Source organism: Herbiconiux sp. (assembly GCF_023264855.1).
Taxonomy (GTDB): domain Bacteria; phylum Actinomycetota; class Actinomycetes; order Actinomycetales; family Microbacteriaceae; genus Herbiconiux.
The window spans coordinates 63991-77640 of sequence record NZ_JAHFUW010000004.1; the positions used below are offsets into that span (position 1 = coordinate 63991).

The 13650-nt window shown below is 70.2% G+C and carries 14 protein-coding genes and 1 tRNA gene; 10 read left to right on the plus strand and 5 right to left on the minus strand.

Annotated elements, in window-relative coordinates; all coding sequences use genetic code 11:
• Positions 1-24 precede the first annotated feature (24 nt).
• From Q0D75_RS02750 to Q0D75_RS02760, 3 genes are all read left to right on the plus strand, one after another.
• On the plus strand, positions 25-243 hold the full coding sequence (locus Q0D75_RS02750) for an SCO4848 family membrane protein (protein ID WP_291049093.1): 219 nt from the start codon (positions 25-27) through the stop codon (positions 241-243).
• A 127-nt stretch (positions 244-370) separates the two neighbouring features.
• A complete protein-coding gene (locus Q0D75_RS02755) occupies positions 371-1321 on the plus strand; it encodes a hypothetical protein (protein WP_291049095.1) in 951 nt (316 codons plus the stop codon).
• A gap of 178 nt (positions 1322-1499) precedes the next feature.
• On the plus strand, positions 1500-4346 hold the full coding sequence (locus Q0D75_RS02760; protein WP_291049097.1) for a hypothetical protein: 2847 nt from the start codon (positions 1500-1502) through the stop codon (positions 4344-4346).
• Between the two features lie 87 nt (positions 4347-4433).
• Here the strand turns inward: Q0D75_RS02760 and Q0D75_RS02765 are convergent.
• The 3 genes from Q0D75_RS02765 to Q0D75_RS02775 form a co-directional block, all read right to left on the minus strand.
• A tRNA-Arg gene (locus Q0D75_RS02765) sits at positions 4434-4506 on the minus strand.
• 80 nt (positions 4507-4586) lie between these two features.
• Complete coding sequence (locus Q0D75_RS02770) at positions 4587-5483, minus strand: hypothetical protein (RefSeq protein WP_291049098.1); 897 nt, start codon at positions 5481-5483, stop codon at positions 4587-4589.
• A gap of 63 nt (positions 5484-5546) precedes the next feature.
• Positions 5547-5765 carry a hypothetical protein gene (locus tag Q0D75_RS02775; protein WP_291049101.1) on the minus strand — a complete coding sequence of 73 codons (219 nt, stop codon included), beginning with the start codon at positions 5763-5765 and terminating at the stop codon, positions 5547-5549.
• 51 nt (positions 5766-5816) lie between these two features.
• On the opposite strand from Q0D75_RS02775, the gene msrA reads away from it, so the two are divergent.
• The 6 genes from msrA to Q0D75_RS02805 all read left to right on the plus strand — a co-directional run bounded on the left by msrA (position 5817) and on the right by Q0D75_RS02805 (position 10271).
• Positions 5817-6341: a peptide-methionine (S)-S-oxide reductase MsrA gene (gene msrA, locus Q0D75_RS02780; RefSeq protein WP_291049103.1), complete on the plus strand. Its 525-nt coding sequence runs from the start codon at positions 5817-5819 to the stop codon at positions 6339-6341.
• Positions 6342-6481: 140 nt separating this feature from the next.
• A complete protein-coding gene (locus tag Q0D75_RS02785; RefSeq protein ID WP_291049106.1) occupies positions 6482-7018 on the plus strand; it encodes a single-stranded DNA-binding protein in 537 nt (178 codons plus the stop codon).
• A 136-nt stretch (positions 7019-7154) separates the two neighbouring features.
• Positions 7155-7667, plus strand: coding sequence for a hypothetical protein (locus tag Q0D75_RS02790; RefSeq protein ID WP_291049108.1), 513 nt, complete (start codon positions 7155-7157; stop codon positions 7665-7667).
• A gap of 1 nt (position 7668) precedes the next feature.
• On the plus strand, positions 7669-9351 hold the full coding sequence (gene ettA, locus Q0D75_RS02795; RefSeq protein WP_291049111.1) for an energy-dependent translational throttle protein EttA: 1683 nt from the start codon (positions 7669-7671) through the stop codon (positions 9349-9351).
• A gap of 11 nt (positions 9352-9362) precedes the next feature.
• Positions 9363-9851, plus strand: a complete 489-nt coding sequence (locus Q0D75_RS02800; protein WP_291049114.1) for a thioesterase family protein — start codon at positions 9363-9365, stop codon at positions 9849-9851.
• 57 nt (positions 9852-9908) lie between these two features.
• The gene (locus tag Q0D75_RS02805) at positions 9909-10271 is read left to right on the plus strand and encodes a DUF4440 domain-containing protein (RefSeq protein WP_291049117.1); all 363 of its coding nucleotides are present in this window, start codon (positions 9909-9911) and stop codon (positions 10269-10271) included.
• A gap of 25 nt (positions 10272-10296) precedes the next feature.
• On the opposite strand, the gene Q0D75_RS02810 is transcribed toward Q0D75_RS02805, so the two are convergent.
• Positions 10297-11166, minus strand: coding sequence for an acyl-CoA thioesterase II (locus Q0D75_RS02810; RefSeq protein ID WP_291049120.1), 870 nt, complete (start codon positions 11164-11166; stop codon positions 10297-10299).
• 77 nt (positions 11167-11243) lie between these two features.
• Here Q0D75_RS02810 and Q0D75_RS02815 point away from each other — a divergent pair, with 77 nt between their 5' ends.
• Entirely contained in the window at positions 11244-11924 is a 681-nt protein-coding gene (locus Q0D75_RS02815; RefSeq protein ID WP_291049123.1) for a hypothetical protein, read from the plus strand.
• Positions 11925-11939: 15 nt separating this feature from the next.
• On the opposite strand, the gene Q0D75_RS02820 is transcribed toward Q0D75_RS02815, so the two are convergent.
• Positions 11940-13619 carry an FAD-binding dehydrogenase gene (locus Q0D75_RS02820; RefSeq protein ID WP_291049125.1) on the minus strand — a complete coding sequence of 560 codons (1680 nt, stop codon included), beginning with the start codon at positions 13617-13619 and terminating at the stop codon, positions 11940-11942.
• Between the last annotated feature and the right edge of the window lie 31 nt (positions 13620-13650).

The window sequence follows — 13650 nt, forward strand, 5'->3', positions numbered from 1 at the left end:
ATCCGCTCTCGTAGACTGTCGGCCGTGATCACGACCCTCGCCATCCTGCTCATCGTCAACGCCGCCTGGAACGCGATCGTGTGGCCGCAGTTCTACAAGCGCGTCAGCCGCGACGAGCGCGCCCGGGATTCCGCGGGCAAGCCCACGACGTTCCTCATCGTGCACGCCGTGCTGATCGGCATCTCCCTGCTGATCGCCCTCGGCTCGCTGATCGCGGCGATCGTGGCCCTCGCCTCGGCCTGATCCGGTCCCGCTTTTCACCTCTTGTAATTAGGTTAGCCTTACCTACATAATTGCGGTGACGGCACCCGCCGTCCGCATGATGTGTCCGAGCTCGTGCGTGTTCCTGCACACAGAAGGACACTCTGTAATGAGCACACTCGACACGCTGCCCGCGCCCCGGCGCCGGCGGTTCACCCGCTTCGGGATCGCGGCCCTGGCCGCGGCCGCCGTCGCCCTCTCCGGACTGGGTGCCGCACCCGCCTTCGCGGCGCCCGGCGCCGTGCTGGTCACGGGAGGCCCCACCCTGAACGTCTCGCCGACCTCGAGCGTCGGCGTGGGCACGGTGCTCACGATCACCGGCTCGGGCTACGACGCCACGACGATCTCGCCCTCCACCGGCCAGGTCGCCGGTTTCTACCTCTCCGTCGGATCGGTCGACACCACGAACGGCTGGCGTCCCTCGCTCAGCAAGCCCTCTTCGAGCCGCGTCGAGACCCAGACCATCTGGGTGCACCCCGGCGGAACCGGCACGGGGCAGGCGAACCTGACCGCATCCGGAACCTTCAGCACCACGATCACCGTGGCGACGCAGTACACCAAGCCGAGCGGATACACCTCGGCCGTGTTCACGATCGGCGCCCACGGGGTGGCGAACGCCGCCCAGGAGCAGGGTCGCGAGATCGGCTACACCGGCGCCTACACGGCCCCGCCCGCGACCGGCACCGGCACCCCGGCGCTCGCGGTCACCAAGAACACGGCCACCAGCACCTACTACGTGTCGGGATCCGGGTACGGCGGAGCCACCGCGGTGGGCGTCTACGCCTCGATCGGCGTGATCGACACCACCAACGGCTGGCAGCCCTCGGCGGGCAAGCCCACCAGCTCGCGCGTCGCATCCGACACCCTCTGGGTATGGAGCGGTGGCCCCAGCACGCCCGCCGGCGGCCAGGCGAAGCTCACCAGCGGTGCCTTCGCCGTCTCGCTCAGCTACGCCTCGCTGCCGGCCCTTCCCGCCGGCTTCAGCTACGCGATCTACACGGTCGGCGCCCACGGTTCGGCCAACGCCGCCGTCGAGAAGGCCGTGCTGATCACCCCGTAGAAGACCCGCCGGACCGGTGACCGGTTCCGGCATCCGACTGCGGCCACGGCCGGTGGGGCTCGGACGCCCGCCGGTCGTGGTCGCGCCCGCGCGCTGCGGCGAACCCGGTTCCGCACCCGTCGACTCCCTTCGCTCACCCACTCCGACTAGATCACCCACTCCGACCCAGAGGACCCTCGTGAAACGACCCCCGATCCCCACTCATCGCCGACGAGGTGCCGCCCTCGTCGCGGTCGCCGCAGCCGCGTTCCTCGTCGGCGGGGCGCTGCCGGCCACCGTCGGCGCGGAATCCGCTCGCGCGGCCGGTGCATCCAGCTCCGTCACCGTGCCGGCGAACGTCGGCGAGGGATCGACGTTCACGGTCTCCAAGACCACGGGACTGATCGACGGCGAGGTGATCACGATCACCGGCCGCATCCAGGAACCGGCCAGCGACACCCCGTCGAGCGTGGGATTCGCCCAGACCGGCACCACCTACCCCAGCTCGGTGATCCAGATCACCGACACGCCCGTGTCGACCGGCAGCTCGGTGCCCGACTCCGAGGAGGGCTGGTCGCTCGTGACCGCCGAACTGACGGTGCACACGGCGTTCACCACGCCCGACGATCAGGGCAATCCCTCGGTGTCGTTCGGGGACACCGACTACGACTGCCTCGTGCAGCAGTGCTTCTTGGCAGTGGGCAACGGCCACTGGGCCGGGGGCGACCAGGGTCTGCCGTTCGCCGTCGCCAACCTGCCCTGGAACGTCGTGAACTGGGTGCCGATCTCGTTCGCGGGCGGCAACCCCGAGCTCACCCGCGACCAGGCCCCGGTGTTCGCGCAGCAGCCCTCCGCCGTGTCGGTGGACCAGGGCGAGCAGGCCGTGTTCACGGCGTCGGCGATCGGGCTCCCCGCGCCGAGCATCCGCTGGCAGACCAGCGCCGACGACGGCGCGAGCTGGACCGATGTTCCGGATGCCACGGATCCGACCCTCTCGGTGACGGCCTCCGCCACCGACGACGGACGGCTGTACCAGGCCGTCGCGAGCAGCCGGCAGGGGGAGATCGTGTCGAACGCGGCGGCGCTGACCGTCGTCGCCGCTCCGGCCCAGCCCGGCGACGAGCTGCGCGATCCGCTCGGAACCGTGGGCAGCTGGGTGCAGTTGAGTCAGAGCACCGACCTGGCCGACGGCCAGACGATCTCGATCGAGGCGGAGTACTCCGGCATCCCGGCCCCGGTCTCCGGTGCCATCATCGTGTCGCAGGCGGGCATTCCCTTCGACATGTTCGCGATGAGCCGGATGGTGACCGAGTCGCAGGCGGTCTGGCTCGACTGGGAGCCGCTCGGCAACGACCGCTGGCACGCGACCGGCGAATACAGCGTGCGTTCCGCCTTGGCGAACGACCGCGACTACGAGTACGAGTTCCAGCAGGAGGACAACGCTCTGAAGCCGGAGGGCTTCGATTGCCTCAGCCAGCAGTGCTACCTCGAGATCGGCGGCCAGGGGTACCGCACCGACGGCACCTTCATCCTCCCCGGTGAGGGCGACGGGGACTCCGAGCTGGCCCACCTGATGCCGGTGCGCAGCATCTACGACCCGTCGAACACGGTCAGCATCCCGCTCGGATTCGCCGGTGGCGGCTTCGAGCCCGCCGAGCGATCCGCTCCCGCCATCACGCAGCAGCCCGTCGGGGTGAGCGTCGAGGAGAACTTCGGAGCGACCTTCAATACGGCGGCCACGGGCTACCCGGCGCCGGCCTACACCTGGCAGCGCAGCGTCGACGGCGGTCGCACCTGGACCACCATCGGCGGGGCGACCGCGGCCGAGTACACCGCCACCGCGACCCTCGACCGCAACGGCACGCAGTACCGCGCGCGCATCTCGAACGCGCTCGGCACCGTCTTCACCGATGCCGTCGTGCTCACGGTGACGGATGCTCCCGACATCGCCCCGAAGGGCGTCTCGCTGGATTGGACCGGCAGCGCCGAGATGCAGGCCATGTCGCCCGCGCGCACGGCGAACTACTTCTCGGCGGGTTCCTCCGACGGAACCCAGGCCGGCTACGCCAACGTGGCCGACGACACCGTGATCGTGCGCCGCACGGCGGCGGGAACCGAGCAGGCCGCGAGCTACGCGAACCGGGAACTGCACACCAAGGAGGGCGGCACGCAGATCGTCCGCTTGCAGAACGGAACGGCGGAGCTCGACTCCGACGGCGCCGGCACCATCAGCTGGGACTCGTCCTGGACGGTGAACTTCTACGGCGGCTACGTGCCCTTCACGATCAGCGATCCGGTGCTCAGCATCGATGCGTCGGGCGCGGGCACCCTCACGGCCGACGTCGCGGGCTATGCGGCGAGCATGGACGACCCGACCGTGAAGACGCCCCTGGAACCCGTGCCCGACGTCGTGGTGTCGACCTTCTCGGACGCCTCGTACGCGGACGGCACGCTCACCGTGCAGCCCGACTACGCGGGCGTCGAGGTCGAGGTCGACTCCACCCACGCGCCTCAGGTGCGCACCGGGGCGTTCTGGGGATCGTGGCCGCAGTCGTGGGTCGACTTCCAGTTCTCGACCGGCCTCTCGTCGTACTGGTACAGCTCGGGCGGATCGGCCGACGCGGCGAAGCCCGCGAGCAGCTTCCGGGTGAGCGGCATCGTGCTGCCGGATGCGCCGGAGCCGACCGCGACGCCGGAACCGACGGCGACACCTGAGCCGTCCGTGACGCCGACACCGGAACCGACGGCGACGCCGGAACCGACCGAGACGCCTGAGCCGACGGCGACGCCGGAGCCGTCCGTGACGCCGGAGCCGTCTCCCACGGCCTCGGCTGTGCCCACGGGCACCGGCACCCCGACCGCGGCACCCGGGGCGGGAGATCCGGCCGGTTCCGACGGCGATGCCGGAACGGCGTCGTCAGGGTCGGGCGGTGACCTCGCGAGCACCGGATCCGCGCCTCTGGCGGGCATCCTGATCGCCGTCGTCCTGCTGGCCGCCGGCGCCGGTCTTGTGGTGCGACGCCGGGAGACCATCCGCCGCGGCTGAGTCGTCCAGAACGCGAAAGAGCCCCTCGTGCTGTGAGGGGCTCTCTTCGTGGTGGGAGGTCTTGCCGGTCGCAGCCGGATGCGAGTGTGCCCCTGGCTGGATTCGAACCAGCGACAAACGGATTAGAAGGCCGGTGCTCTATCCACTGAGCTACAGGGGCGACGCACAAAGCGTACTACGGCTGCCCCGGCCCCCTCGGGTGGCTCGGGGATCCGTCGGCACGGAGCCCCGCGCGTGCCCTCAGTCGGTCGAGGTGCTGCGCGGCGGGAAGGCGTTGACGGGCGGCGGAACCTCGCCGGCCGACCGGGCCTCACCCGGGTCGGTGGTGAGCTCGAGGTCGCCGAGCGGTGAGGCCGGGGTGGCCGTGCTGCCGGCCGGTGCCACCCCGCGGGTGCCGGTTCCGGATGCCACCTGCTGCACGGTCGGGCGCGGTTCGTGCGTGGGCGGCAGCGGTGCCGACGGGGCGAGCGGTGTCGAATAGACCTGAGTGGCGACCGGGCTCGCCGACGGAGCGGACGGCGCCGTCGTGGCCGGGGCGGCCGCGTCGGACGAACCTGCGGCGGCCGGATCGGTGTACTGGGCGTGGTGCTGCTGGGCGACCCAGGCATCCTGATGGGCGAGAAGCTCGCGCTCGGTGGAGGCGTCTTCGACGGCCCAGCGCTCCAGGTCGCTCTGGAAGACCCGCTTGGCGCGACCCGGCTTCTGCTGCCACTCGATCAAGCGGTCGCGGAACTCGAACACCGCGGGCTCGACCTGGTAGCCGAAGGTGGCCGAGTTGCGCTTCATCTCGGCCAAGGCGTGCGCCGCCCAGTTCGCGGCCACGTCCGCGCCCTTGATGGGCAGCAGGCGCACCTGGATGTCGGCCTGACCCGTGGCGCGGTCGGAGAGGATCTGCTCCTGCGGCGTGAGCGAATTCCAGACGGAGGCCTGCTCGGCCGCATCGATCAGGGAGGCGATGGCCGAGATCTTGAGCTCGCGGTCGTGCTTGGCGAGCAGGCTCTTCACCGCGGAGCGCGCGATCCAGGCGGCCAGCAGACCCGCCACGATGATCGCGAGGGCCGGCAGCACGATGCTCGAGACGACGTACTCTCCGCTCGAGGACTCGAGCCACCGGACGAAACCATTCCACCATTCCATGTGCCGCACACTACCCCGCGGTTCTGCCGAGGCCGCGCCGAAGCGCCGGTGTCGCCCGAACTGTCATCGCAGGGCCTCCACCGCATCCGCACGCTGCCAGAACTCGCCGAACTCGACGAGCCGCGCTGTCCCGAGCAGCCGGCGTGCACGAAAGCGGGGTACGCCGTCGCTCTCGAACTCCTCCACGTAGCCGAGCACGACTCCGGATGGCGCGATCACCCGCCAGTACCCCTGACGGATGCGGTGCAACTCGGGGCCGAGGGTGCGTGTGATGGTGGTCATGTCTCGAAGGTAGGCGGCACCACCGACATCCGGCCCGGCTAGAATCCGGGCATGGAAACTTTCGTTGTCGCAGGAGGCTGCTTCTGGTGCCTCGACGCCGTCTACCGCACCCTCGAGGGCGTGCACGACGTGGTGTCGGGCTACACCGGCGGCACCGTCGAGAACCCCAGCTACGAAGAGGTCTGCACGGGCACGACCGGCCAGGCCGAGGCCGTGGCCGTCACCTTCGACCCGGCCGTCATCCCGGCCGACATCATCCTCGACGTCTTCTTCACCCTGCACGACCCGCGTCAGCTGAACCGTCAGGGCAACGACGTGGGCACGCAGTACCGCTCGGCGATGTTCTACGACGGCGAGGAGCAGAAGGCGCTCTTCGAGGCCGCTCTGGTGCGGGCCGGCGAGCTGTGGGACGGCGACGTGGTCACCACGCTCGAGCCGCTGGGTGCGTTCTACCGCGCCGAGGAGTACCACCAGGACTTCTTCGCCAAGAACCCGGGCCAGGGCTACTGCATGGCGGTGGCCGTGCCGAAAGTCATCAAGGTGCGCAAGGCGTACGCGAGCTACATCAAGGGCTGAGGGCCCACGCACAGACCAGTTGTGCACAGGCGGCGACGGCCGGGATTCTCTCCACAGATGAGGGATCCCGGCCGTTCTGCTCTGCGCTCCCGGCGAGACTCGGTGCGTCACGATCGATTCGACCTCGAAGGAGCCTCACCATGCCCGACCTCTTGACCATCACCGGCGTCGTCGCCACGCCGCCCCGGCACATCACCACGAACTCCGGGCTCGAGATCACGAGCTTCCGGCTCGCCTCCAGCCAGCGGCGGTTCGACCGCGACCAGAAGCGCTGGGTCGACGCCGACACCAACTGGTACACGGTCAACACCTTCCGCCAGCTCGCACTGAACACCGCGGCCTCCATCGATCGCGGGCAGCACGTGGTCGTCACGGGCCGGCTCCGCATCCGCTCGTGGGAGACCGGAGAGAAATCCGGCACCACGATCGACCTCGAAGCGGATGCGGTGGGGCACGATCTCACCTGGGGCACGGCCGTCTACACCAAGACGGCGACAGGTGCGGGTACTCCTCCGGATGCCGCACCCGGTTCGGGCTGGGCCTCGTCGGCTCCGGAGCCGGGAGGCTCTTTCGCCGAGCTTCCGGACAGCGTGGGTGGCACAGAACCCGGCGCCGCCGGGGCCCTCGAGTCGGCCATGCCTGCCGCCGAGACGGAAGAGGCCCTTCTACCCTTCTGAGGGGTCGGGCTGTCCTTCTCAGGGGCGCGGGGCGAGGTGCACTCCCAGGCGCGCCCGGCCGCGAGCGAATAAGCTCGACAGGGCCCCGCGAGGGCCAGGCTCCATGCGCACCGCGATCGAGAGGACCACCGCAGCGATGCACACCACGCTCCACGAGACGGTTCCGGCGCGGCGATGGAGGTTCCGGGCGGCGCCCGCCGTGCTTCTGCCTCTCGCGCTCGTCGCAGCCCTGGCCGCCTGCACGCCCCAGTCGGATCCGGCGCCGGCCGGCACCGCGGCGACCACTCCGGCCGCGGTCGCCTCCAGTGCGCCCACGACGACGGCAGCCCTCCTCCCGGAGGGTACGGCGGCCGACAACAAGCCGTTCTTCGATCAGGTGAATCAGGCGCTGATCGCCTCGAACCCGCAGGCCGGGGGAGTGGAGTTCACGAGCAATCTGCGAAGCAGCGGGTTCGACATCGCCGCGATGCAGGTCACACCCGACATCACCACCGTGGGGGTCGCGGCCGACTCCATCCAGTTCTCGGTGCGCTGGGGCGATCAGTGCCTCATCGGGCAGTACGGGCACGGTGCCTACACGAGCATGGTCGCCCCTCCCATCGCCACCGGAGCGTGCCTGATCGGGCAGACCCGCGCCATAGACTGGTGACATGGCCGAATACATTTACTCGATGGTGCGCGCCCGCAAAGCGGTGGGCGACAAGCTGATCCTCGACGACGTCACCATGGCGTTCATCCCCGGGGCGAAGATCGGGGTCGTCGGGCCGAACGGCGCCGGAAAGTCCACCATCCTCAAGATCATGGCGGGGCTCGACACCCCCTCGAACGGCGAGGCGAAGCTCACGCCCGGCTTCAGCGTCGGCATCCTCATGCAGGAGCCGGAGCTCGACGAGTCGAAGACCGTGCTGGAGAACGTGCAGGAGGGCGTCGGCCCGATCAAGGGCAAGCTCGACCGCTTCAACGAGATCAGCGCCCTGATGGCCGAGCCCGACGCCGATTTCGATGCGCTGCTGGAAGAGATGGGCACGCTGCAGGAGGCCATCGACGCCGCCGACGCCTGGGACCTCGACTCCCAGCTCGAGCAGGCGATGGACGCCCTGCGCACCCCGCCCGGAGACTACGAGGTCGCCAACCTCTCGGGTGGTGAAAAGCGCCGCGTCGCCCTCTGCAAGCTGCTGCTGCAGAAGCCCGACCTGCTGCTGCTCGACGAGCCCACCAACCACCTCGACGCCGAGAGCGTGCTGTGGCTCGAGCAGCACCTGGCGCAGTACCACGGCGCCGTGCTCGCCGTCACGCACGACCGGTACTTCCTCGACCACGTGGCCGAGTGGATCGCCGAGGTCGACCGCGGCCGCCTCTACCCCTACGAGGGCAACTACTCGACCTACCTCGAGAAGAAGCGCGAGCGCCTCGCGGTGCAGGGCAAGAAAGACGCCAAGCTCTCCAAGCGCCTCTCCGAGGAGCTCGACTGGGTGCGCAGCAACACCAAGGGCCGCCAGGCCAAGTCGAAGGCCCGCCTCGCCCGATACGAGGAGATGGTCACCGAGGCCGAGCGCACCAAGAAGCTCGACTTCGAGGAGATCCAGATCCCGGTGGGCCCGCGACTCGGCTCGCAGGTCATCGACGCCAAGAACCTCCGCAAGGGCTTCGGCGAGCGCGTGCTCATCGACAACCTGTCGTTCACGCTGCCCCGCAACGGCATCGTCGGGGTCATCGGCCCGAACGGCGTGGGCAAGTCGACCCTGTTCAAGACGATCGTGGGCCTCGAGCCCCTCGACGGCGGCGACCTCAAGATCGGCGAGACGGTCGACATCTCCTACGTCGACCAGTCGCGCGGCGGCATCGACCCGAACAAGACGCTGTTCGAGGTGGTCTCCGACGGCCTCGACTACATCCAGGTCGGCAAGACCGAGATCCCGGCCCGCGCCTACGTCGGCACCTTCGGCTTCAAGGGCCCCGACCAGCAGAAGAAGGCCGGTGTGCTCTCCGGTGGTGAGCGCAACCGCCTCAACCTGGCGCTCACGCTCAAGCAGGGCGGCAACCTGCTGCTGCTCGACGAGCCCACCAACGACCTCGACGTGGAGACCCTCAGCAGCCTGGAGAACGCGCTTCTGGAATACCCCGGCTGCGCCGTGGTCATCACGCACGACCGGTGGTTCCTCGACCGCATCGCCACGCACATCCTCGCGTACGAGGGCACCGAAGACGACCCCGCGAACTGGTACTGGTTCGAGGGCAACTTCGAGGCCTACGAGGAGAACAAGATCGAGCGCCTCGGCCCCGACGCGGCGAAGCCGCACCGCTCCGCGTACCGCAAGCTCACGCGCGACTAGGCGTATCCGCGATGCGCCTGCACGTGCCGATCCAGCTGCGCTGGTCGGACCTCGACGCCTACGGGCACGTCAACAACGCCTCGATGCTGAAGATCCTCGAGGAGGCGCGCATCTTCGCGTTCTGGGTCGACGGCGACGTCGCCGACCCCGCCCTGGCGGAGTGGACGACCGCGGTGATCGACGCGAGCCCCACCACCGACACGCACAGCGTGATCTCCCGCCAGGAGATCGAGTACGTGCGTTCCATGCCCTACATCCGGCAGCCGATCGACGTCGAGCTCTGGATCGGGCACCTGGGCGGCGCGAGCCTCGACGTCTACTACGAGGTGAAGAGCCCGCTCGCCGGCGACCAGCAGCCGCAGGTCACCTACGTGAAGGCATCGACCACGCTGGTGCTGGTGGACGCCGCGACCGAGCGTCCCCGTCGCATCCTGCCGCACGAGCGTGCCGCCTGGGAGCCCTACCTCGACGAGCCGCTCACCTTCCGTCGCCGCAGCTGACGCCGCCCCGCCGCGCGTCCGGCGGCACCTCCGGGACGGTCACGCTAGCGTCGAGCTGTGTGGAAAGAACGCAGTCTCGAGTTCGAGGATGTGATTCAGGCCGAACTCGCCCTCCTCTCCTCGCCGGTGCGAGGCGACGAGGACAGGGTCACCGGCCTCCTCGCTGGGGATTTCGCCGAGATCGGCCGGTCCGGCCGTCGCTGGAACCGCTCCGACGTCGTGGATGCGCTCCAGCAGGAGCCGCCCAGAGCCACGCCCGAGACATCCGAATGGCTGTTCAATCGGGTGGCCGACGACCTCGTGCTCGCCACCTATCGCGTGCGTGGCGCGGAGCACGACAGCAGGCACAGCTCGCTCTGGCAGACGCCGGGGCCGGTGCTGCGCTTCCACCAGGGCACGATCGTCGTCCCCAACCGGTGAGGCCGAAGGGCAGGGTCTGATCGGGTCAGGAGCGGCCGGCGCGCACCATGCCCTCCTGGGCCACACTCGCGATCAGGCGGCCCTGCCGGTCGAAGATGCTGCCCAGGGCGAAACCGCGCCCACCCCCGGCACTGGGCGAATTCTGCGTGTAGAGCAGCCACTCGTCTGCGCGCGCGAAGCGGTGCCACCACATGGCGTGGTCCAGGCTCGCCATCTTGAGGTCGGGACTGGCCCACGGCAGGCCGTGCCGGCGCATCACGGACTCCAGGATCGTGTAGTCGCTCGCGTAGGCGAGCGCGGCGCGGTGCAGGTTGGGGTCGTCGGGCAGGCGCCCGAGGGCCTTCAGCCACACCGCCTGCTGTGCCACCTTCTCGCCGCCCACGTGCGTGTAGATCGGTGAGGTGACGTAGCGCATGTCGAACGCCCGTTCCCGGGCCCAGGTGCGCGCCATCGGGTGGTCGATCGCCGAGAGCACGTCGACGGCGCTCGGCAGGTCTTCGGGCTCCGGCAGCCCGGTGGGCATCTCGACCTGGTGGTCGAAGCCCTCGTCCTCGGTCTGGAACGAGAAGATGACCGACAGGATCGGCACGCCGTTCTGGTAGGCCTGCGTGCGCCGGGTGGAGAACGAGCGGCCGTCGTGCAGGCGGTCGACCGCGAAGGTGATGCCCGCCGCGGCATCGCCCGGGCGCAGGAAGTAGCCGTGCAGCGAGTGCACGACGCGCTCGGCGTCGACCGTGCGCACGGCGGCCACGAGGGACTGGGCGAGCACCTGGCCACCGAAGACGCGGCCGTTCGGCATCCACTGCGACGGACCGGTGAAGATGTCTTCATCGGTGCGCGCGCCGGTGTCGACGAGATCGAGCGTGGTGAGGAATCCGGAGAGCGGATCGGACATGGAACCTCCGGTGACGTAGACACGACGGCTCGGACGCACCCCGAGCCGTTCACTGTGAAGTAGTTTAGACAGCAGAGATGGTCCAGTCCTTTTCCCTCATCGACGCCGCGTCGCTCGGCGACCTCAAGGTGTACCTCGGGCGCGCGGCGCGCGTGGACAACGGGTCGGTCCGGCTGATCGGCGGCCTCGGTGTTCTCGCCGCCTACACGGCCGCTCTCACGCCCAAGGGACTGCTGGATTCCACACCCACCGTGCTCGGGTTGCGCACCTTCGCACTCGCGAGTTCCGACTCCTTCGACACCGTGGTGTCGATCCGCGCCCTGCTGGATCGGCTCGCGCAGCTCTCGGTGATGTCGAACTCGGCCGAGGGCCCGATCGAGGTTCCGCTACCGCCCGCCGAGACGGGTGTGGCCTGGGCCGGCATCAGCCCGCCGCGCGGCGGCTGGCAGGCCCTCGGCCACCTCCCGGTGCAGCTGCTGGAGAGCACCGCCCGGGCCGGGATCGCCGAGGTGGCGGCCGCGGTGCCGGCCGACACCGGCGAGCAGCTCGTGCACCGTGTGCGCTCGGAGGTGTGGGGCCGTGACCTCCCCGAATCCTCGTTCGGTGGCGACGATCCGGATCGCGGCATCCCCGCGGGCGCGGCCTTCTGCAGCGAGAGCCTCGGTTTCCTCAAGTCCGACGACGAGGTCTCCATCTACCGCTCGGGCCCCTGGTTCCGTCTCACCACCCGTCGCGGCCACGTGCTCGCCCGCCGCTGAGGCCCCTTCCGAAGCTCAGGCGCGGGCGGCCGCTCGGCCGGCGGCGCGGCCGGAGAAGAGGCAGCCGCCGAGGAACGTGCCCTCCAGGGCGCGGTAGCCGTGCACACCGCCGCCGCCGAAGCCGCTCGCCTCGCCCGCGGCGTAGAGGCCGGCCACGGGCGATCCGTCGGGCGCCAGCGCGCGCCCCTCGAGGTCGGTCTGGATGCCGCCCAGGCTCTTGCGGGTGAGCACGTGCAGCTTCACGGCGATCAGCGGGCCTGCCGAAGGGGCGAGCAGCCGATGGGGCTTCGCCACCCGGATGAGCCGGTCGCCCAGGTAGGTGCGGGCGCCGCGCACCGCGGTGATCTGCGCATCCTTCGTGAAGCGGTTGGCGATCTCACGATCGCGCGCGTACACCTCCCGGGTCACCGAGGCGGGATCCAAGGGCCCACTGCTGTCGTCTTGCAGCGCCACCATGCCGTGCACGAGCTCGGGCAGGCTGTCGGCCACCACGAAGTCGACGCCCTTCGCCTTGAACGCCTCCACGGGGCCGGGCGCGCCGGGCCGGATGCGCTGGGCGAGCAGGCGCAGATCCTTGCCCGTGAGATCGGGGTTCTGCTCGCTGCCGGAGAGCGCGAACTCCTTCTCGATGATCGCCTGCGTCAGCACGAACCAGCTGTAGTCGTAGCCGGTCGAGAGGATGTGCTCGAGGGTGCCCAGCGTGTCGAAGCCGGGGAACAGCGGCACCGGCAGGCGCTTGCCGGTGGCGTCCAGCCACAGCGACGAGGGGCCGGGCAGGATCCGGATGCCGTGCCGCGGCCACACCGGATCGAAGTTCGTGATGCCCTCGGTGTAGTGCCACATCCGGTCGGTGTTCACGAGCCGGGCACCGGCGCGCTCGGTGATGCCGAGCATCCGGCCGTCGACGTGCTCGGGCACGCCGGAGAGCATGGTGGCCGGCGCGGCCCCCAGCCGCGAAGGCCAGAGCGAGCGCACGAGCTCGTGGTTGCCGCCGATGCCGCCGGACGCGACGATCACCGCGCCCGCCTCGATCGAGAACTCGGCCACGACCTCGCGCGAGCTCGGCGCGCCACGGGCTGCGCGGCTGGGGGCGAGGATGCTGCCCCGTGCGCCGGTGACGCGGGTCGCGGCATCCGGAGCCGTGTCGGTCAGCAGCTCGTCGACCCGGTGCCGGTGCAGGATGCGCGCCCGCCCGGCCTCGACCCCCGCCCGGAAGCGCTCCACGAAGGGCGCGACCACGCCCGGTCCGGTGCCCCAGGTGATGTGGAAGCGCGGCACCGAGTTGCCGTGCCCCAGAGCGGTGTACCCGCCGCGTTCGGCCCAGCCCACCACGGGGAAGAACGAGACGCCGCGTTCGCGCAGCCACGCCCGCTTCTCGCCGGCGGCGAACTGCAGGTAGGCCTCGGCCCACTTGCGTCCCCAGTCGTCTTCCGGCCGGTCGAAGCCGGCGGTGCCCAGCCAGTCCTGCCGGGCCAGCTCCAGCGAGTCGCGCACCCGCATCCGGCGCTGTTCGGGGCTGTCGATCAAGAAGATGCTGCCGAACGACCACCAGGCCTGCCCGCCGAGGGATGCCGCGGGCTCCTGCTCGAGGATCGTGACCGTGCGGCCGGCGGCGAGCACCTCGCACGCGGCGACGAGCCCCGCGAGGCCACCGCCGATCACGACGACATCGGTGGGGTCGGCACTCACGGGCATCCGGAACTCCTTCGTCACGGGGCGGTACTGC